Annotated in this window: 19 protein-coding genes and 1 tRNA gene; 13 read left to right on the plus strand and 7 right to left on the minus strand. The window is 48.3% G+C overall.

Annotated features, from left to right (window positions below; all coding sequences use genetic code 11):
• Positions 1 to 2 precede the first annotated feature (2 nt).
• The 7 genes from BUB59_RS09830 to BUB59_RS09860 all read left to right on the plus strand — a co-directional run bounded on the left by BUB59_RS09830 (position 3) and on the right by BUB59_RS09860 (position 4,368).
• On the plus strand, positions 3 to 917 hold the full coding sequence (locus BUB59_RS09830; protein WP_073229337.1) for a hypothetical protein: 915 nt from the start codon (positions 3 to 5) through the stop codon (positions 915 to 917).
• Complete coding sequence (locus BUB59_RS09835; RefSeq protein WP_073229341.1) at positions 917 to 1,957, plus strand: hypothetical protein; 1,041 nt, start codon at positions 917 to 919, stop codon at positions 1,955 to 1,957. The genes BUB59_RS09830 and BUB59_RS09835 overlap by 1 nt, the downstream gene beginning before the upstream one ends.
• A 93-nt stretch (positions 1,958 to 2,050) precedes the next feature.
• Entirely contained in the window at positions 2,051 to 2,326 is a 276-nt protein-coding gene (locus tag BUB59_RS09840; protein WP_073229345.1) for a hypothetical protein, read from the plus strand.
• Complete coding sequence (locus BUB59_RS09845) at positions 2,299 to 2,745, plus strand: hypothetical protein (RefSeq protein WP_143160332.1); 447 nt, start codon at positions 2,299 to 2,301, stop codon at positions 2,743 to 2,745. Before BUB59_RS09840 ends, BUB59_RS09845 begins: the two co-directional genes overlap by 28 nt.
• Positions 2,738 to 3,034 (plus strand): hypothetical protein, encoded by a 297-nt coding sequence (locus tag BUB59_RS09850; protein ID WP_073229352.1) that lies wholly within the window; start codon positions 2,738 to 2,740, stop codon positions 3,032 to 3,034. Before BUB59_RS09845 ends, BUB59_RS09850 begins: the two co-directional genes overlap by 8 nt.
• Entirely contained in the window at positions 3,031 to 3,360 is a 330-nt protein-coding gene (locus BUB59_RS09855; protein WP_073229355.1) for a helix-turn-helix domain-containing protein, read from the plus strand. The genes BUB59_RS09850 and BUB59_RS09855 overlap by 4 nt, the downstream gene beginning before the upstream one ends.
• A gap of 273 nt (positions 3,361 to 3,633) precedes the next feature.
• Complete coding sequence (locus BUB59_RS09860) at positions 3,634 to 4,368, plus strand: IMP cyclohydrolase (protein WP_073229358.1); 735 nt, start codon at positions 3,634 to 3,636, stop codon at positions 4,366 to 4,368.
• A 29-nt stretch (positions 4,369 to 4,397) separates the two neighbouring features.
• Here BUB59_RS09860 and BUB59_RS09865 read toward each other — a convergent pair whose 3' ends face one another.
• The 3 genes from BUB59_RS09865 to BUB59_RS09875 all read right to left on the minus strand — a co-directional run bounded on the left by BUB59_RS09865 (position 4,398) and on the right by BUB59_RS09875 (position 8,610).
• Positions 4,398 to 5,759 carry a GntR family transcriptional regulator gene (locus BUB59_RS09865; RefSeq protein ID WP_073229360.1) on the minus strand — a complete coding sequence of 454 codons (1,362 nt, stop codon included), beginning with the start codon at positions 5,757 to 5,759 and terminating at the stop codon, positions 4,398 to 4,400.
• A gap of 92 nt (positions 5,760 to 5,851) precedes the next feature.
• On the minus strand, positions 5,852 to 6,979 hold the full coding sequence (locus BUB59_RS09870) for a family 16 glycosylhydrolase (RefSeq protein ID WP_073229363.1): 1,128 nt from the start codon (positions 6,977 to 6,979) through the stop codon (positions 5,852 to 5,854).
• Positions 6,980 to 7,266: 287 nt separating this feature from the next.
• The gene (locus tag BUB59_RS09875) at positions 7,267 to 8,610 is read right to left on the minus strand and encodes a LuxR C-terminal-related transcriptional regulator (RefSeq protein ID WP_200778829.1); all 1,344 of its coding nucleotides are present in this window, start codon (positions 8,608 to 8,610) and stop codon (positions 7,267 to 7,269) included.
• A gap of 205 nt (positions 8,611 to 8,815) precedes the next feature.
• Between BUB59_RS09875 and BUB59_RS09880 the strand changes: the two genes are divergently transcribed.
• From BUB59_RS09880 to BUB59_RS09905, 6 genes are all read left to right on the plus strand, one after another.
• The gene (locus tag BUB59_RS09880) at positions 8,816 to 10,081 is read left to right on the plus strand and encodes a putative DNA modification/repair radical SAM protein (RefSeq protein WP_073229369.1); all 1,266 of its coding nucleotides are present in this window, start codon (positions 8,816 to 8,818) and stop codon (positions 10,079 to 10,081) included.
• Between the two features lie 141 nt (positions 10,082 to 10,222).
• Positions 10,223 to 11,104 carry a TIGR03915 family putative DNA repair protein gene (locus BUB59_RS09885; RefSeq protein WP_073229370.1) on the plus strand — a complete coding sequence of 294 codons (882 nt, stop codon included), beginning with the start codon at positions 10,223 to 10,225 and terminating at the stop codon, positions 11,102 to 11,104.
• 99 nt (positions 11,105 to 11,203) lie between these two features.
• The gene (locus tag BUB59_RS09890; RefSeq protein ID WP_073229374.1) at positions 11,204 to 12,820 is read left to right on the plus strand and encodes a cellulase family glycosylhydrolase; all 1,617 of its coding nucleotides are present in this window, start codon (positions 11,204 to 11,206) and stop codon (positions 12,818 to 12,820) included.
• A gap of 257 nt (positions 12,821 to 13,077) precedes the next feature.
• Positions 13,078 to 13,917 carry a TIGR02147 family protein gene (locus BUB59_RS09895; protein WP_073229377.1) on the plus strand — a complete coding sequence of 280 codons (840 nt, stop codon included), beginning with the start codon at positions 13,078 to 13,080 and terminating at the stop codon, positions 13,915 to 13,917.
• The gene (locus BUB59_RS09900) at positions 13,910 to 15,301 is read left to right on the plus strand and encodes a LamG-like jellyroll fold domain-containing protein (RefSeq protein WP_073229379.1); all 1,392 of its coding nucleotides are present in this window, start codon (positions 13,910 to 13,912) and stop codon (positions 15,299 to 15,301) included. The genes BUB59_RS09895 and BUB59_RS09900 overlap by 8 nt, the downstream gene beginning before the upstream one ends.
• Positions 15,298 to 15,798, plus strand: coding sequence for a PAS domain-containing protein (locus tag BUB59_RS09905; protein ID WP_073229382.1), 501 nt, complete (start codon positions 15,298 to 15,300; stop codon positions 15,796 to 15,798). The genes BUB59_RS09900 and BUB59_RS09905 overlap by 4 nt, the downstream gene beginning before the upstream one ends.
• Before the next feature lie 235 nt (positions 15,799 to 16,033).
• Here the strand turns inward: BUB59_RS09905 and BUB59_RS09910 are convergent, their stop codons facing one another.
• The 4 genes from BUB59_RS09910 to BUB59_RS09925 form a co-directional block, all read right to left on the minus strand.
• Positions 16,034 to 16,351, minus strand: a complete 318-nt coding sequence (locus BUB59_RS09910; protein WP_073229385.1) for a hypothetical protein — start codon at positions 16,349 to 16,351, stop codon at positions 16,034 to 16,036.
• A gap of 91 nt (positions 16,352 to 16,442) precedes the next feature.
• Positions 16,443 to 16,527 (minus strand) — tRNA-Ser (locus tag BUB59_RS09915).
• A gap of 116 nt (positions 16,528 to 16,643) precedes the next feature.
• Positions 16,644 to 18,332 (minus strand): M3 family oligoendopeptidase, encoded by a 1,689-nt coding sequence (locus BUB59_RS09920; protein ID WP_073229388.1) that lies wholly within the window; start codon positions 18,330 to 18,332, stop codon positions 16,644 to 16,646.
• A 33-nt stretch (positions 18,333 to 18,365) separates the two neighbouring features.
• A complete protein-coding gene (locus BUB59_RS09925) occupies positions 18,366 to 19,043 on the minus strand; it encodes a hypothetical protein (protein ID WP_143160333.1) in 678 nt (225 codons plus the stop codon).

Genomic DNA, 19,043 nt, shown 5'->3' on the forward strand with positions numbered 1-19,043 from the left:
AAATGTCGAACGAAATGATTTCTCAAAGCCAGGGCACCAGCGGAATGCTGGTAGATACAGGTTTCATGATGAGCTTGAGCGAACTCAAGCTGCGCGCAAATATGGTCGGACAGCTCAAGCGCGAACTGATGGTGGATAAGGTCCACTTCGGTACTATTCCGGGCTGTGGCGACAAGCCCACGCTCCTGAAAAACGGAGCAGAACTTCTGTGCATGGCGTTCCGTCTTGCAAGCGGAACCCACGCAGACATTAACGATCTGGGTAACGGTCACCGCGAATACACCGTCACGACCACGCTCACCAGCGGTGGCGAACTTGTGGCAACTGGAATCGGAAGCTGCAGCACAATGGAGAGCAAGTACCGTTATCGCGGAAGCGAACTTGAAAATACCGGAAAACCTGTTCCGAAGGAATACTGGAACAAGAAAGACCCCTCGACCCTTGGTGGCAAGGGCTTTACCGCGAAGAAGGATGAAAACGGTCGCTGGATGATTTTCAAGAAGGGCGACAAGAAACTTGAAAATCCGGATATTGCGGACGTCTATAACACCGTCCTGAAGATGGCCTCGAAGCGTTCGCTCATTGACGCGGTTCTCAAGGCAACAGGCGGAAGCTGTGAGTTCACCCAGGACCTTGAAGATACTGTCGAGAATGTCCCGATGGATCAGCCGCCGGAATACTACGGCGAAGAACCGTTCCCGAACGCGACCGCCCAGGCGCCACAACAGGAACAGACTGGCGACCGCAAGACAAAGTTCATTGGCGTTTGCAACAAGATGAACCAGCCTGCAATCAAGGAAGCTCTACGCAGATTCAACTGCGAGAAGCTGGAGGACCTTAACGAAGGACAGCTGGACGATTTCTATCGCGAGGCGAAGAAGATTGAAAATGACATGATGCAGGAGGTGAATTTCTAATGCAAGCTACACTCAAGAATGCAGAGGCCAAGATGATTACCGAAAACGTTGAAGAATCCGTTGAAATCCAGGTGATTGAAATTGAAAATCCCAATGCCGTTATGCTTGTGGACGAAGGAAAGCAGTTCGTAATCAAGACGGACTGCAAGGACCCGGAAACCCTGTTCATGGATAAGGACAATTTCCTTCCCATGATTAAGCAGGTCAAGAAGATCGCGCGTGGACTTGTTGCAGACGTGCATACCGAAAATGGCTACAAGGCTCGCAAGGCTTTGAACGCAAAGCTCGCGAAGCTCAAGAACGCCATCGAGGACGAAGGCAAGAAGGTCGCTGCAGCGCTCAAGGCGAAGCCCAAGAAGGTTGACGAAACCCGTCGAACCATCAAGGAAACGCTGGAAATGCTGCAGGAGGAAACCATGGCTCCGATCCGCGCGATTGAGGCGCGCCAGGCGGAAATCGTGGATATTACCAACCTTCCGGCAACAGCCATCGGCTGTGACAGCGCAGGCTGTCAGCAGGTGCTTGAGGCGATCAACAGCCACGAACGTGATGCGGACTATTGGGATGAAAGCTATGCCGAAGCGATGGACGCCATCAAGGACGCAAGGCGCCAGGTTGAGGGCATCAAGGCAAGTGCTGAAAAGCAGGAAGCCGAACGTGCCGAACTTGAAAAGCTGCGCGCCCAGCAGGCTGAATTTGAAAAGGCGGCAAGGGAAAAAGCGGAAGCTGAAAAGCGTGAAGCCGAGGAACAGCTTCGCAAGGCACAGATGGAGGCGCAAGCCGCCAAGCTGGATGCAGAACGCGCAAAGCAGGCTGCAGCCGAAGCGGAGAAGCTGACCCACGTTGACTGTGGCGAGGCGGATGCCAGGGTTACGCGTGAGTCCATGCTTTTCCCCAGCGATGAACAGGAATATAAGCGTCTCGTAAATCGCGAGGTGCTTGAGGACTTGCAACGTTATGGCATTGGCGAAGAACTTGCCAAGCAGCTTATAACGGATATCGTTCATGGTAAGGTGCGTCACCTCCGCGTGATGTACTAGACTCTGGACGACACCTATAGCAGGCGCGTTTCCGGTGCGCGATATCACCGGATTTTTTTCTGACTAAAAAATCAAAACCATAAAAAAAGAGGTATGACCATGCACTATGAATCCCGTGCAAAATTTGATGAAACTTTCGCCAACGTCGCAGGCGTAACAGCAAGCGAGATGAAGGCCAGCTTTGACGAAGTACAGCAGGCTTACAGATGGATCGAGGCTGTTGCCGCTGAATGTACGAACGTCGCGCTTGAGGGTAGGATTCGCTTTACCATTTTCCATCTGGACGGGGAGAGGCTTGTCGAGAGGGAGTATTTCACTTACGAACATAAGGAAAAGGTTTCGTGGAACAAGATAAAAAGCATAACATAGACGAACGTTATGTGCGGGAACTGGAGCGGACTGTGGCCCAGCTCAAGGAAGAACTGCGCATTGCGAACGTCAACTGTTCCGTCAATGTTCAGGAGAGGAACTGTGCCCTTTCCAGTCTCGCAGAATCCAAGGATGTGAACAGCATCCTTGACTTTAGGAATTGTCAGCTTCACAAACTGGCTCTCCATGCGTTGCACGCTTGCTTTCTCTGGAGAGCAAGATTTCTTCAAGTTACGCTGGAACAGTTTGAGAAGCCCGACGCTAAAATGTTACGCCATCGAAATGAACTCCTGGTTTGGAGTGCCATTTTCGAGGAAGCATGGAAAAGGGACGTGAAGAAATTCCGTTCCTTTTTTCCACAGGACTTTATGAGACGCATGAGAGTGCGTCACAATCTTGAGGGCGTGAATCATGGATGATTTTGAAAAGGAAATCTGTTCAATCATTGCCATGGTTGACGCAAATAACAGGCTGGAATGCCTGCGCAAGGTCTATCGAGAGACCGTACTTGAAGATGGAGAAGGGAAGAATATCCCGCTGGAGCGTAAACAGTTCGCTGTGGCGGAAAGTCTCACGAAGGGCTACCTGGAAGCCGCCTTTCGTCTAGGCGTTCCTGTGGAACGTCTTTTGAACGAGCTTATGATCAATTTCACGCTGCCTTTCGTGGCAGCGATCCACAAACTTGAAACGAAGGAAGGCGAAGAATGACTGCGGATGAACTTCTTACAAAGACCGACCTGGAGAAGGCTGTTTCCACCTTGAAAAACGAGCTTTTAGACTCCATTAGCGCTATGATTGGAGGTGGAACTGCAGCCGGAAGCCGCGTTCTTAATGTCAAGCAGGCAGCAGAATATCTCAAGTGTGCCGAGGACACCGTCAGAAAGCGTGCTCAACGTGGAGAAATCGCCTATTCAAAAGACGGTCGCGACTTAAAATTCTACATTAGCGACCTAGATGAATACTTGCGTTCTAAAAGGATTATGTCGGTTGATGAGGCTTCACAAAAAGCGTCACTTCTGCGTCACTTTAGATAGGTGCAAACGCTCTGAAACCCTTATAAATAAAGGAATCTAGCGAAATTGGCGTTTTAATGAACAACTACAACCCGAAGAGATAGATAGAGGTTAGAGACTAGAGATTAGAAACTAGGATACAGGGTATAGGGTATAGATGTTTGCGGGAGAGGAACCTTACCGGAAATAAAAAAGATGAAACATCCCTAAATCATCTGCACTTGCATCCTTCAGACCTAACCCCTAGAACCTAGCCCCTAGACCCTAAAAAGTTTTAACATCAAGAGGTACAATATGTCTTATACAGATGAAGCAAAGAATAACTTCAAGGCTCTCACCAAGAATCCTTATCCTGGTCGTGGCATCGTTCTCGGCACCAGCCCCGATGGTAAGTCCTTCGTGCAGGTTTACTGGATCATGGGCCGCAGCGTCAACAGCCGCAACCGCGTGTTCGAAATGGAAGCAAAGACTGGCTTCATGAAGACTAAGGCTTTCGATGAAAGCAAGCTCACCGACCCGCACCTCATCATTTACTATCCGGCTCGCCACACTGCCGACGTGCAGATCATTACCAACGGCGACCAGACCGATACCATCTATGACGCCATCAAGTTGGGCGGCACTTTCGAAAGTGCTTTGGCAACTCGTCAGTACGAAGACGACGCTCCCAACTTCACTCCGCGTATCTCCGGTATCCACTACAAGAACGCTCAGCCGGCTTTGTACAAATTAAGCATCCTCAAGTCCCGTAACAACTGCGAAGATGCGGGCTGCGAACGTGCTACTTTCGAGTTCGAAAAGGCTCTCCCGGGTCTTGGCCACTTCATCAGCACTTACGTGACTGACGGCAAGCCCATTCCTTCCTTTGAAGGTTCTCCGAAGCTCATGCCCATCTTCGACACTGCCGAAGAAAACCTGAAGAAGTACTGGAATGCCCTGGACAAGGACAACAAGGTTTCCCTGATGGTTAAGGTCATCGACCGCAAGACTTTCAAGGCAAAGACCTTGATCGTGAACAAAAATAAATAGCTAGGTGAGGTGCCGCGGCACTCGCCTCTTTACTTCTCCACCACGTTTCCTAAAATGTGGTGGATTTTCTTTTTGCCGTAGAATGCGTCGGGATTGCTTAGGTAGTAGAAGATATGTTCCACCAGTGCTTCCGTGTTGAAGTCATAGGAGGGTAGGCGGAGCAGGTAGCTTTCGGCGGAGTTGTCAAAGGCGATGTAGTGAATGTCTTCCGGCAATTCCATTTCAAGAAAGAGCCCGGCGATTTCGTCATTGACGCATACCCAGGGAATGCTCTCGGCAACGCAATCGGATTTACGAGCCTGCTGGATCAAATCCTTCAGCTTTTCTTTTTCGAGATTGCGGGCGTACATTTCCACGTTTTGCTTTTCGACCGTCTTTCGGGCGATTTCCTTATAATCCCAGGGACTTGCATATTGACTGTCCACAAAGGGATGTACCATCAGGCCGGATTCCTTCAAGCCTTCCATTCGGTCTATGGACCAGGAACTGTTATGGTAGGGGGAGAAGTAGTTGACTTCCGTGTACCCTCTGGATTTGAGGAATCGTCCCATCTCCAAACCGGGCTTGATTCCGAAGGTGGAGTTAAAGAATACCCAGTTATCCTTCTTGATAAACTGTCTAGGTACATTTTCCTCGGGATGTTCCCACCAGACTGCTACGGGAATCTTCGTGTTCACGAAATATTCCAGCAAAGGCTTGAAGGTCTGTACCAGCAGGGTAGAGATAATGATGCCCACTGCGTTAGGAAAGTCCTGAATCCTGCAGGGATTGCCGCTTCTGTCAAAAAGGGCGGATGTGTCTGCATTATAGCCCAGCAGGATGAGTTTATACTGGTTTTTACCTGCCGTCTTGTAGACGTATCGTAAAAAATCAAGTTCGCGTTCACTTTCGGCAGTGAATCCGCCCCAGCTGTTACAGCGGGTAACGAATACAATCTGGCTCAGGTTGGAACGTTGTCTTCCTGTATCACGCTGTTTAAAGTTGTAGTGTCGTCCAGATTTGGTTAAAATACCACTTTCCACTTTGTCATTCAGGAACTTTCTGAGCGTATTCTGGGATACGTCATAACGGATTGAAAGTTCCTTACTCTGGGGGAGAGGCTGGGAAAGTTTGATGTTTCCGCTTTCCAGGTCCCGATCAAACATCTGGCTTAACTTTTCCATGGTGGAAAGTTTCACGACAGGAACGTTATTGGCCATAGGGACGTTTCCCCAGAAACATCCTTTTCCCTGGATCTTGCAAATGGTTTTGTCTGCTGCTAGCTGGTTTAACGCTGCCTGGACCGTACCGGAAGATACTCCGTACGTATTCATGAGGGTGCGAACGGAGGGGAGACGGTCCCCGTCGTTATGTTCGGAACTTAGCAACGCTTTTATAATTCTTTCTTTCACATGCTTTAAGATAATAAAAAAGCTTTTCTAGGGTATAAAAAACCTGTGCGGCTTGCGTCGCACAGGTTGGGTTGTTTGGGGTTGGAGTCTTTTTAGAGGTCGAAGTCCACGCGGTAACGGGCTGCACCAGCCTTATTTACACGTTCACCCTTAGCGTTAAAGGTGCCGCGGCTCTTCTTGTTCATATGAACTTCCTTCAAATTCTTGATTCCGTCCGGGATAACCTGCTGCTGGCTGCTGGAGCTGACCTGCGGCTGCCAGGGATTTACGGTTGCGGAGGAGGAAACGGGTTGCTGCCAGGGATTTGCAACGGAAGAAGAGGAAACAGGCTGCTGCCAGGGGTTCTGTGCCTGACTACTGGAAGACTTCACCTGCTGAGCGCTGCTGGAAGACTTAGGCTGTGCTTGACTGCTGGAACTTGCAACGGGGGAGGGTTCGTTGTCCTTGGGAACCTGGCCGTTAAACATTTCCTGACCCTTCTTGGTGAGGGCGAGAATCAGCATGCCTTCCTTGGAGTAAATGTTCTTGTCGGTGAGGTCCACACGGTTGCCATCAAAGGTCCAGTCGCCCTTGCTCCAACGCTGGGAATTGAAGGTGTCGAAATCGTCGGTCCAATCCAGAGTGAAATCTGAACCATCGGGACCCTGGCCAGGAGTGTACTTATATCTCTTGACCCAGTTGATGAACTGGAAAATAGGAAGCTTGTTGTCGTCGAATGCGCCAACCCAGTCCACGGATTCAGAGGACCATAGGTTGAATCGGAGGCCCTGTGCCTTAGTCAAGTTGGAAACCTGACCACCTTCAGTTTTGCGAACTTCAACACCGTCCAAAGTCCATCTCACATAATTGGGAGTCCATTCCAGACCGTAGGTATGGAATGCTGCGGTTGCGGCGGGGCTTACTGTATGGTGCTTTTCACTTGTAATCTGCTGAGTAGCCGTACCCGTAATGATATTGGACTGGAAGCTGCCCGGGTTCTTGCCCAGGACTTCAATATCCACTTCCACCCAGGGACGGCCATCCTTAATTTCGGAGCCATTGGCATAGAGGAACATGGAGCTGACTGTACCGGAAGTTGCACCCATCATCATGCGGGCTTCGTATTTGCCGTACATCCATTCTTCATTAGAGTAGAGTTCTGCGCCAGAGTATGCTTTATTTTGTGCCATAACTGATACTGTTGCCACTGCAAGAAATGCCAGTGTTTTTTTGAGATCCATTTGTACTCCTTTCTCGTACACCAGTAATAAATTACATCCCTTTTGCATTCTCCACAATGTTTTGAAATAGTATGGTGGAATAACTGTATCAAATGAATTTGTGCGGGGTAAAAGAAAGAGCGTCTTTTCAAAAAAAGACGCTCCCCTTTCCTCCTAACTACCAAGGAATTCCTAAACAAAGTTCAAGGAACCAACCTAACCTTATGACTAAAAAATAGGAAGTTAAACATTTATTAACCATAGCCCAATTGGGTTATGGTTTAGTACTAAACGGTCTCTGTATGGGTTTATTTATGAAAAAGATTGCTCACCAATCCCATAAGGAAGTTCCTCTGGGTAGGGGAGATGCCAACGATGAATCGTTCCAGGTCTTGCTGGGAAAAGTTGGCGTGATACTGGAAGAACAATTCAATTTGCTTCTTGCTTTCTTCCTGATTTCCCTTCTTGTTATTGCATGCGATGAGGAAAAGTCTTGCAAAAGGGATTTCCGGATGGAACATAAGCACCTGGTTTGAAATCTGCTCGCATTCGTCGTATCTTCCTAGCATGAGGTAGACTAGACCTTTTGCTACGAAATGGAATGGCTGCTGAAATGCGCCAGGTACAAACTGATCGTATATTTCCAAATGCTTAAGAGCCTCATCCTGACGATCCAGGAGCATGTATATCTGGGCCAGCAACCTTCTGGTTATGATGCAGAGGGGGTTAATTTCCAAGATTGCTTCGAAATAGGTGATGGCCTCGTTCTTGTTCCCGATAAGGATGTTGTAGAGGGCCATGGTAAACATGGAATTGGTGGAATTGGGCGTATCGCGCATGGTGTTACAGGCAATTTCACCTATTTTTCTGGTATATTCCTCACCATCAATCCAATGTTCTGCAATAGCCATGTAATAACCCGAGGCCAGGGTACAGGAGATAAAGTCCTTGTTTCCTTCTGTTTTCAGGATCTCTTGCAGTGTATTCTGGCTGGCTTCAAAATCTTTTCGGATGCGATTCTCGTATTTGATGGACGCGTAGCTACAGGCATACCACCAAGCAGGAGTGGAATCGGGGTTAGCTTCGTATACGCTGGTGGCGGATAGCATCATTTCCCGGTACAGTCGAATGACAATTTGAGCAGATAATAGTTTTATCTGGTCGCTATTCTCTATTCGCTGAAGGTTGGACCAGAGCAATGCGGAATTATCTGCCTGGTATAAGGAAATGAATAAGGCCTGTTTCTCTTCCTGTGGGGCCGACAGCTTGATTTGATAGACGCAGTCATCGGTTACCTCGTTCATCTGGCAGATCTTGATCTGGAACAGACGATAGCCATAAAGAGCCTCGATAATGGAGAGGAAAAGGCTATGGGCCAGGGGCGAATTCTTTATGTCGTCATTATGACCGATAACGATGGTCACTTCCTGTTTTTTTACAGGTGCCTTGAATAAACTTGATGCAAAGGATGCGGCTTCCGTTCGGTTTGTGACATCCATGATCTTATAGATGTTGGCGAGATGGACCTTAACCGTATTTTCGGATATGTTGAGAGCACGGCAGATTTCGCCGTTGGTAAGACCTTTTCGTAATAGGTCTAGAATTTCGAGTTGACGGCTTGTCAATTCTTGTTTCTTCGTTCTCTCTAACATGATTTCAAATTTAAGCATTCATAACCGTTTTTTATAGGACTGGCCTGAAAATATATGATATAAAAAACTCACAATGCAAGATTCAGTGAGAATGAAAAAACATAAAGGGAATACTTGCTTTTATGTGCACTTATATTTATATTATGGTGTACAAATAAGCAAGTGAAATAAAAGGCACGAATTTTATTAATCAGTGGGTTGTTTTATGGATGTTAGGGAAAAACTGAATATTTTAGCGGACGCTGCAAAGTATGACGTATCCTGTTCCTCTAGCGGATCCAACCGTTCCACTCCCAAGGGTGGGATGGGGAATGGTTGTCAAGCAGGGGTGTGCCATACCTGGGCTGCTGATGGCAGATGCATTTCCCTTCTAAAGGTCTTGATGAGTAATGCCTGCAAGTATGATTGCGCCTATTGCGTCAATCGCCGCAGTAACGATATCCCTCGGGCCACATTTACTCCTAAAGAACTGATAAATCTTACTCTGGAGTTTTATCGCAGGAATTATATCGAGGGGCTCTTTTTGAGTTCTGCAGTGGTGGGGAGTCCCGATGCCACTATGGAAATGCTGGTGAAGGTGGCAAAAGAACTCCGGACGGTGCATAAATTTGGGGGCTACATCCATCTGAAGGCGATTCCTGGTGCATCTCCCAGCTTGCTGCACGAGGCGGGGCTTTACGCCGACCGCAGTAGCGTGAACATCGAGATTCCTTCCGATCAGTCCCTCCAGTATCTGGCTCCCGAAAAGAATCACGCCAGTATCTACAAGCCAATGAACTATCTGGCGGAGCGCAAGCTAGAATACAATGCCGGTGGTAATTTCTCAAGATACACCCCAAGGTTCTTGCCTGCGGGGCAGAGCACTCAGATGATCGTAGGTGCCTCCGGAGAGACGGATTTTCAGATATTGACCTTGTCCAATGGGTTCTACAAGCAACAGCAGATGAAACGCGTCTATTTTTCCGGATATGTGCCCATCAATGCGGATAAGCGTCTGCCTGTTATTACCACAAAGCCCCCTCTGGTTCGTGAACATAGGCTGTATCAGGCCGACTGGTTGATGCGTTTTTATAATTTCCAGTATAACGAAATTTTGGACGAACAGCATCCCAATCTAGATTTGGAATTGGATCCGAAAATCGGGTGGGCACTGCGCCATCCGGAGTTTTTCCCCATCGATATCCAGACGGCTGACTACGAAATGTTGTTACGTGTCCCCGGTATTGGAGTCCGTTCGGCGAAACTCATTGCTTCTGGTCGTCGTTATGGCAAGATTCGTCTTGAAAGCCTCAAGAAGATGGGGGTGGTCCTGAAGCGTGCAAAATACTTCATCTACCATCCGGATACTCCCGCCAGCCTCCGCAGGCTTTATCCCGAAATGATCCGCCCCCTGCTAATCCAGCAAACGAAACCTCAGCAACTTAACTTTCTGGATGTGCTAGATACAAAACCCGCCCTATTAACAGCATAAAAAAATCATAACTCATACCTCATAACTCATACCTCATAACTCATACCTCATAACTCGTATCTCATAACTCATACCTCATAATTCGTATCTCATAACTCATAATTCATAATTCATAATTCATAATTCATAACTAGTCTCTCTATGCTCTCCATTCTGTATGATTCAACTTTTGATGGCTTCCTCAGTGTGGTTTTTGAAATCTACCGTCAGCGTCTTTCCGTAGGGGCCATTACCCCAGATCGCGTGGAAGGCGCTTCCGAAGATATGTTCATGCAGCCTTTCTGGGTGGAAACCAATCCGGACTCCGCCCGACGTTTAAAGCGGGCAATCGTCAATGCTGCCAGTCAGGACGTTCTTTACCTGCTGGATACGGTTTTTCGTTCGGAGGAGCCCGGCGTGGAGATGAAAATGCTTGCTTTCCTCCGGAAGTTGTTTTCCGGCGTGGATCCCAACTACGGGAAAAACGCTACCTCCGAGGAAATGTTACCTCTGTACATGATCGCACGTTCTGTCCGTCGAGAAGCGGGGGATATGCGAGGCATGGTTCGTTTTACAAAGCTGGAAGATGGAACGTACTTCTCGGAAATTGAACCTAAGTACGATATTGTGACCTACCTGACCAGCCATTTCCGCAGCCGTTTTGCCAATGAGCGTTGGGCTATTTACGATTCCAAGCGTAATTACGGGATTTATTATGATGGGGTAGGGGTGATGGAAGTTTCTGTCCCTGATATCAAGCAGGTTACCGCAGGGTTGCCTCCCGATGTAATGACCCAGATGTGGAAGGATTTCTATAAGGCAATTTCCATTAAGGAACGTGAAAATCCAAAACTTCTTCGCAGGTGTTTGCCGGTTCGCTACTGGAAACATTTGCCCGAGAGGGAGTCTTCTCCCATTTCCTGGCAGGAATCCGACTGGGTGAATCCAGGCTTTTCCCGGTCTGAAAAATCGCTTTTGCTGCCCTCGGAGGTGGCTAAGGCGAATTCCGCTAGGCAGGTGGCGCTTCATTGTGGATCTCGTTGATGAACTGTCTCCACATTTTTTGATTTCTTGAGAAAAAAGCCGTAAATTAGCCGTAAATTGTGTTATCTTTATTTTTGAATAAATGGAGAAAATCTTTATATGAACATGACATCGGTCAAACCTGGCTTTTTTGTACAAGACCGTTTTCTGTATAGTAAGGATAACGAGCAGACTGTTCTTCGCGGCGTGAACCATATGTTCATCTGGACGGACCGCGAAGGTAAGACTATTCCCGAAATTGCAAAGACAGGCGCAAACTGTGTTCGAATCGTCTGGAATACCCGTGGTCGTGTGAGCGATCTGGACAATATTATCAGCCTTTGCATTTCAAACGGCATGATTCCCATTCCCGAGATTCACGATACGACCGGTAACTGGGATAAACTGCCGGATGCACTTTCTTTCTGGCTTCGTGAAGAAACCTTGCAGATGATTAACAATCATCAGCAGTATTTGATTATCAACGTAGGTAATGAACCGGGTGCCAAGGTACAGGATCCCGAGGAATTCTTCTTTGCCTACAATCTGATTGTGACCAAGATGCGTGCCGCTGGTATCCGCGTTCCCATCATGATTGATGCCGATATGTGGGGCCAGAGCGAAAAGAATATTATGGAAGTGGGCCCGCGCCTGATTCAGGCTGATCCTGAACACAACCTGCTGTTCTCTATTCACATGTGGTGGCCTTCCGAACTTCATAATGCAGAAGCAACGGGTTATGCGACTGTGGAAGATCGTGTGAAGGGCGTTCTCAAGGCTTCCGTGGATAAGAAGCTCCCTCTGGTTGTTGGTGAATTTGCTCCTGTTGCCGTCGGTGGTGCCAAGGACATTCCCTACAAGCTGATCATGGCCGAAGCGGAACGTTTGAATATTGGCTGGATGGCCTGGAGTTGGGGCCCTGGTAACTTTGATAGTCCTGAAATGGATATGACCGTCCATGGTTCCGTCAATACTCTGGTTCCCTGGGGTAAGGAAATCTGCCTGGATAGCCCCAACGGGATTCAAAATACCAGTGTTATTCCCAATTTCATCCAGAACAAGGATTACGTTACTGAATCTCAGATTCCGGTTTCCAACTTGATCAAGAACGGAGACTTCTCTGCAGAGGAACCTCTTTCCGGCTGGATGGTGGACTTCTGGGGTGGTAAGGCTAACGTCAAGACCGAAGGCGGTATAGCCCGATTCGAAATCAAGAATGGGGGCAAGGAATCTTGGAACTTGCAATTCAAGCAAAAGCTGGATCTCCGTAATGGCGTGACCTATGTCTTTAGCATGCGTGCCAAGGCGGATAAGCCTCGTACCTTGAATGTGAATATCAAGAAGGATTCCGATAACTATACGCCTTACGCAAATGGTCGTATTCTGGACTTGTCCACCAGCTGGCAGAACTTCAGCTGGAAGTTTACTATGAAGGAAGAAACCGACCCGGAAGCTCTGTTGATTTTCGACATGGGTGGCGTTCCCATTTCCTGGACTCTCTCTGACATTTCCCTGGTGAAAGCCCGCAGTGTGGCGGATCGTTTGAACAGAACCTTCCAGCGCAACGTGCAGAAGAACTCCGGTTACTTCAACGCTCCTAACGGTCCCTGGGAACTTCACTTGTATTCCAAGTCTGGCGATCTCCTTGAGGTTTTGGACAAGGGTAAAGGTGGGGAAGGCATGCGCCAGTATCCTAAGATGGAGCTGGGAGGCATCCTGGTGGTGAAGGATTTGTAATCCAGAACTAAACCATCAAAGAATTTTTTAAGACTCCGGTTCGTCCGGGGTCTTTTTTTTACTTGCTTATAGATCCTTCGGGGTCGTATCCTATATGGATTATATGACATATATCATGCTTTTTTGTATTTCTGTATCTTGAAATTGTGCTAAAAATGCTTGTATCATAGGGGAAAATGGCTAAAAATGATAAAAAATCTAAAATTTGTATCATAGCCTATTGACTATGATAAATTTTAGATGTATATTTGTATCATATGAAAAACGTGTTGGAATACAATAATTTTCGCCTGTACATCCGCGACTACTATGCGGAACGGAAGGATCGTTCCGGCTTTACATGGCGTGATTTTGCCCGCGATGCAGGCTATTCCTCCCCGGTTTTCTTAAAGCTTGTCTGTGACGGAAAGTCCAACCTGAGTGAAGTGGGCGTAGAACGCGTTGCTTCCGCCATGGGTCTTGTAGGTGTGGATCTGCAATATTTCCGTCTTCTGGTTTCCTTTAACCAGGAAAAGAATCTGGACAAGCAAAAAGTTTTCTTCGCAGAAATGCGTAAGCTGGCCAGGGAAAATTCCGTGACTCTGGTTGGTGAGGAACAGTACGATTATTTCGAAAACTGGTTGAATCCGGTCATTCGCGAACTGGCTCCCGCTAGCAAGGCTCCTACTGCAGCAAAGCTTGCTGGCCAGTGCATTTTTGATGCGGATGTTCCTCAGGTGAAGAAATCCCTGAAGTTGCTTGAAAAGACCGGCTTGCTGAAGAAGAATGAAGATGGCTCCTACGAACAGGATGCAAAGTCCATCTCCAGTGGTGATCTGAATGTGGCTTCCATGGCGATTCGTCAGATGCATCGCCAGATGGGCGAGCTTGCCGTGAAGGCTCTGGATCAGGTTCCCCTGAACGAACGCGATATTTCTGGTTTGACCATGGGCATTTCCGAATCCGCCTACCAGAAAATCGTTAAGGAAATTGCTGATTTTCGCCGTCGTATTACCGCTATTGCTGTGGAATCCGCTGGTGAACAGCGCGTATATCGCTTGAACATGCAGTTGTTCCCTCTTACAAAGACCTTTGGTCAGGAGGATGACGATGTTTAAGTGGTATCAAATTTTGAGTTTGATCGTGGCCTCTTCCGCAGTTGGCTTTGTGGCTTGCTCTACGGATTTGGCTGGCGGCGTTAGCGAAGAGACGAATTCTCTTGCTGGTATTCTTCTGGATACCAAGGGTAATTCTGTTGCTGGTGTTCCTGTCGTTGCTCGTCATATGTACGTGGATACCTTGGTCTACACCGATACAACGGATGCTTCCGGCAAGTTTACTCTCCCGCTGTCCAGACAGGGTATTTACGGCATTTCTGCAGAATCTGAATCGCAGGCTCTTTATAAGACGGTTCGCTATTCTGGAAAGAAGATTGAAAGTCTCTCTCTGGAAATGTCGGAAGTTACTTCCGTGAAGGGTCGTGTGGTTTTGGATTCCAGTCTGATGGCAAAGGGCGTTGTGGTCTACCTGCCAGGTACATCCTGGTCTGCCGAAGCTGATTCTTCGGGGGCATTCGAGTTTAAGAGTATCCCCGTCGGATCTTACGCCGTGCTGGTGGGATCTCCGGATCCCATGCGCTATGTGAATGCGGCTTACCTGTTGGATGCGACGACGGATGATGCAATCCTTTCCGGCCCGCTGCCCACAAGCGACGAAAACCTGTTTGTAGATGATGGCGATTCCGTCAGCTATAATTTCGGTTCTACGGAAGATGCCGGTAGTAAGAATGTGATTCAGCTGCCTTTGTCTACGGAATACGGCCTGTTCAGCTGGTGGTCCATGGACTACGAGACTGTAAATGGAACCCAGCGCACTCTTCGCGATGCCCGCGGCAATGCAGATGGCATTTTGCTTTATGGGAACGCCCAGTTGGTGGATGGAGTGCTAGACAAGGCTCTGTCTCTCCGCGGTGCAGAACAGTTCGGTGTGGTAGAAAATGACAATGGCGCTCTGGATAGTGCAGAACAGTTCACCATAGAACTTCTGCTCCATCTGGATTCTGCAGAGTCTGGCTCTAGCTATCGTAAGAATATTATGGGCAAGCTGGGATTTGGCGCTGACGGTGATCACGATGTATTCAGTCTCGCCCTTGTGGAAGGTGGCTGCGGCGTCGAGGATGCTCGACTTGCATTCTTCCTGGCAGATGGATCAGGCGACAGTCTGTCTTGTGAAAATGCAGCCGTGTCCAACAAGAACGTTGAATTTGGTTCCTGGTTCCACCTTGTGGTGGTCTATGATGCCGGAATGATAAGGATGTATGAAAACGGAAATCTAGTAGCTGAAAAGGAGACTCAAATTAAGCTGCTAGGGGGGTCGGATGAGCCGATTTTCTTCGGAAAAGAAAGCTTGAATCTCATGCTGGATGATGTGCGATTGGGTAAAAAAGCAATAACTTCAGCTGATGTACTGTACAGGTACAATCTCAAGGGAGGTGCACTATGAATACCATCGAAATGAACACTGTGGAGTTAGCCTCTTTCGAGGTGAACGCTCAGGGTCGTCTCATTAGCGGAAACAAGCGTTTCTGCCGTATGTTCGGGTTCGCCGAATCCGAAGTCCAGTGGCACTATGTTACTGACCTGTATCGTCATGTCAACGATTGGAACGATTTCAGGAACGCTGCTGAAGGAGATCGCTTCGAAGCTCGAATCAAGAATCGCAAGGGCCGTAGCTTTGACTGCGTCATCATTCGTGAAGTCTTCACCAACAATGATGGCGAAATGTGCTTCCGTAACGTAGTTCTCCGTAAGGGAGAAGTCGCTAGTGTCGCACCTGCAACTCAGAGCCGCACTCTGGTTTACCTGGCTCGTTGCTCTCATTGCGGGACTCACGTTCGCGTATCCAACATGGGTGAAACCCGCCTTCGCATGCTTTGCGACGGTTGCGCTGCTAGCGCTTATCCGGAAGCATATCATCTGAAGGAAGCTGCAGCAAAGTAATTCTCCCTATAGTGAACCTAAGCCCCCCATGGCGCACCTCGAGAATTTCACAATCACAGAACAAAAGAAAGCCGTCGGACCTGCTACTCCGGCGGCTTTTCCTTATTTATAGGGGATTGAGTCCGAAGGCGGTCTAGTTCTGCGATAAATAAAGAACGTAAAATAAGAAAGGCGATCCGAAGACCGCCTTTCTTAAACTGTTTTTTGTAGGAGTTTCAGCTCTTAAACTTCGCTCTTAGACTTCACCAAAGGCGTCGTCGGCTGCTGCAGTAACCTGCTGAGCGTTTTCTGCTGTCATTTCGCGTTCTTCAGCAACTTCTTCAACGTTAGCGAAGTCGTTAGCCTTCTTGTCGGAAATGGAGAGCTTGCCTTCCTTGAACTTGTACATAGCGATGGTGGTGGGCTTCTTGGTCAACTGAATGTAACCCTGGCCTGCCTGCTTGTTGATGAAGCGAGCTTCCTGTGCCATCATAACAACAGCGCGGAAGACAGAACCCTGACATTCTTCACTTGCGTAAATATCGTCAAGATAAACTCTCTGATCGTCAGCCATCTTAGTACCTCAAGTTAGGTTTTTTGTTTCGAAACTTATCCTACAAAAAATTTCTGAAATGTTCTTGAAAAACATCTCAGAAATTTTTTAGAAGAGGGAGAGGGATTCGAACCCTCGTTACCGCGAGGTAAACACGCTTTCCAAGCGTGCGCCTTCAACCACTCGGCCATCCCTCCAAGGATGTGCGCCAAATATATAATTATAATTGACGCTTGTCAAGGGATATGGGGCTTTTTTCTGCATTTTTTTTTGAAAAAACTTAACTTTTATCAAAAATTGCAGTGCAAAACCCTTAATACTTGCTTAATTCGTCCCAGACGGTCTGCATCAAGGGCTCGATAGTCTTGGCAGTAAAGTCAAAATTGATGTTTGCAGCCTTGAACATCTCCGGAACAGACACGCTGTAGCCCAAACTTTCTGCCTTGAACAGGTCGTTTATGGCCTTTTCGGGATCCTTCTTGAAGTTTGCCCATACCTGGAGCGCTCCCAGCTGGGCAATACCGTATTCAATATAGTAGAAGGGGCATTCAAACAGGTGAAGCTGCTTCTGCCACATATTATTGCGGTACACTTCAAGTCCGGAATAGTCCACCCCGGCGTCATAGCGGTCCATAATGCCGGTCCAGATCTTTTCTCGGTCTGCTGCGGTGTGGTTGGGACGGCTGTAAAGTTCATGCTGGAAGCTGTCGATGCTAGCCACCCAGGGGAACAACCAGATCACGTCTTCCAGCTCGTTGCTGGCGCTGCGAGCAAGGTTTTCAGCATTGTCGCCGTAGAATGGCTTCAAGTTGGACATGCCAATCAGTTCCATGCTCATGCTGGCCACTTCCGCAAATTCCGAGGGAACATCGCGATAAGCCAGGATGGGCTGGTTAGCCAAAGCAAACTGGTGGAAAGAATGTCCGGACTCGTGGAGCAGCGTATAGATGTCGCGGTCCGTCTTGGCGGAATTCATGAAAATGAAGGGGAGGCTGGATTCGTCAAAACCAATCTGGTAGCCGCCGGGAGCCTTACCCAGGCGGGAATCCGGATCGATCAGTTTCTGTGCCTGCATCTGGCGGGCCCACTTGCCTGCCTGCGGGTGAATGCTTTCAAAAATCTGGTCCACCTTCTCGATCAGTTCGTCACCAGACTGATAGGGGGTGAGGGGGGCGCGGTTCAGCGGGTCGACGCTCAAGTCCCAAGGACGAAGTGCTGCAAGGCCCATCTTGGCGGCGCGCTTCTTGTAAATTTCCTTCAGCAGCGGGAGTACCAGCTTCTCCACACTTTCGTGGAAATCCTTGCAATGCTTGGGCGTGTAGTCACGACGCTTTGCCATGTAGATGAAATCGATGTAATCCTTGCAGTGAGCGTTCTTCGCAATCTTGTTTCGGATGGCGAACAGTTCATCGAAAGACTTGTCCAGAGCTTCCTTATCCTGCATGCGGCGTTCCCAGGTGACGCGCCATGCCTTTTCACGAAGGTCACGGTCCGTACGTTCTAGGTAGGCGCCCAACTGCTGCAGGGTCTGAACCTTACCGTCAAATTCCACGCTCATGCCGCCGGTGATTTTCTGGTAAGCCTGGATGGCCTTTACTTCTTCCGTTTCCAGCGGAATGTTTTCGGGGCTGAACAGGTCCAGGGATACCTGGATGCTCTTGAACCACACGCCGAATTCGTCCTTCAGCAAATCCTTTGCGGGATGTGCCATCAACTTCTTGTTCAGTTTGTCGTCGTATTCGCTGGTAATGGGATCCACATTTTCGACGAAGGATTCGTAGGCCTTTGCGGCTTCTTCGTCTGCAGTATTGCAAGTCATGGCCACATAGCGGCGGCAGGAAATTTCGCTAAGAACAGAACCCAGTTCGCTCCACTTCATAATCCAGGCTCGAAGGGCGGCGGGGGAGTTCTCGATCTGTTCTTCCAACAGCTGGCTGAACAATGATTCTACTTGCTTGACGTCATCGACGTTAAAATTTTCAGGAACAAAAAAGCGACTCATACGATCCTTTTACTTACAAACTATTTCGTGACTCTAGGACTTCTTGAATTGACCCAGCCAGCGGTTTACGACAGTATCGACAATATACTTCATGGCCTGTTCCTTCAGATTCTTCTTTTCTTCTTCAGAAACAAAACGGCTCATGGAAAATTCTAGCGGAACAATCTCTCCGCCACTCTGGAGGGAAACATCCAGCTTTCCTGTAAAGTACAAGGTGTCCACTTTCATCAGGTGGAATAGACTTCCGTCAATAGGCATGATGGCCTGGACTTGAATTTGATTCTGGCCCGGAACTAACAGCACGGAATCCTTCAGATCTACCGGGAGGGTAGCGATGGTATCCAACTTCATGACCGCTTTCAGGTCCTTGATCCACAAGGTGTCCTTATGGGTGCTCTGGGCAGAAAGGGTAGCGGTCAGGAACACGCGGCCAATCTCTTGATCAATGAGGCCCTGGGTCAGATTCTTCACGAATTCAAGAACCTTCGGGTCGGGGAGGAAGCCGTTACTCTTGGGGAATAGATTGGGATAAATCATGACAGAATCCAGGGCCACACCCTGGAAATCCAGCTTAGTATGCTGAATAATATCCGCAGCAGAAAGCTTGCGGACTACTGCACAGCTGCAGAGGCTTGCAGCAAAAATTGCCAGCAGTGCAACTCCTGCGAACTTCATGTATGTCTTTTTTAATACAGAACGATCAATACTCAT

This window comes from Fibrobacter sp. UWEL, from assembly GCF_900142535.1.
Taxonomy (GTDB): Bacteria; Fibrobacterota; Fibrobacteria; order Fibrobacterales; family Fibrobacteraceae; genus Fibrobacter.

Excerpts from the sequence above, each read along its gene's own strand:
- BUB59_RS09830 (WP_073229337.1), top strand. The coding sequence starts at position 3 with ATGTCGAACGAAATGATTTCTCAAAGCCAGGGCACCAGCGGAATGCTG.
- BUB59_RS09855 (WP_073229355.1), top strand. The coding sequence starts at position 3,031 with ATGACTGCGGATGAACTTCTTACAAAGACCGACCTGGAGAAGGCTGTT.
- BUB59_RS09870 (WP_073229363.1), bottom strand. The coding sequence starts at position 6,979 with ATGGATCTCAAAAAAACACTGGCATTTCTTGCAGTGGCAACAGTATCA.
- BUB59_RS09875 (WP_200778829.1), bottom strand. The coding sequence starts at position 8,610 with ATGTTAGAGAGAACGAAGAAACAAGAATTGACAAGCCGTCAACTCGAA.
- BUB59_RS09840 (WP_073229345.1), top strand. The coding sequence starts at position 2,051 with ATGACCATGCACTATGAATCCCGTGCAAAATTTGATGAAACTTTCGCC.
- BUB59_RS09890 (WP_073229374.1), top strand. The coding sequence starts at position 11,204 with ATGAACATGACATCGGTCAAACCTGGCTTTTTTGTACAAGACCGTTTT.
- BUB59_RS09900 (WP_073229379.1), top strand. The coding sequence starts at position 13,910 with ATGTTTAAGTGGTATCAAATTTTGAGTTTGATCGTGGCCTCTTCCGCA.
- BUB59_RS09905 (WP_073229382.1), top strand. The coding sequence starts at position 15,298 with ATGAATACCATCGAAATGAACACTGTGGAGTTAGCCTCTTTCGAGGTG.
- BUB59_RS09880 (WP_073229369.1), top strand. The coding sequence starts at position 8,816 with ATGGATGTTAGGGAAAAACTGAATATTTTAGCGGACGCTGCAAAGTAT.
- BUB59_RS09850 (WP_073229352.1), top strand. The coding sequence starts at position 2,738 with ATGGATGATTTTGAAAAGGAAATCTGTTCAATCATTGCCATGGTTGAC.
- BUB59_RS09885 (WP_073229370.1), top strand. The coding sequence starts at position 10,223 with ATGCTCTCCATTCTGTATGATTCAACTTTTGATGGCTTCCTCAGTGTG.
- BUB59_RS09925 (WP_143160333.1), bottom strand. The coding sequence starts at position 19,043 with ATGAGTATTGATCGTTCTGTATTAAAAAAGACATACATGAAGTTCGCA.
- BUB59_RS09895 (WP_073229377.1), top strand. The coding sequence starts at position 13,078 with ATGAAAAACGTGTTGGAATACAATAATTTTCGCCTGTACATCCGCGAC.
- BUB59_RS09910 (WP_073229385.1), bottom strand. The coding sequence starts at position 16,351 with ATGGCTGACGATCAGAGAGTTTATCTTGACGATATTTACGCAAGTGAA.
- BUB59_RS09835 (WP_073229341.1), top strand. The coding sequence starts at position 917 with ATGCAAGCTACACTCAAGAATGCAGAGGCCAAGATGATTACCGAAAAC.
- BUB59_RS09920 (WP_073229388.1), bottom strand. The coding sequence starts at position 18,332 with ATGAGTCGCTTTTTTGTTCCTGAAAATTTTAACGTCGATGACGTCAAG.
- BUB59_RS09860 (WP_073229358.1), top strand. The coding sequence starts at position 3,634 with ATGTCTTATACAGATGAAGCAAAGAATAACTTCAAGGCTCTCACCAAG.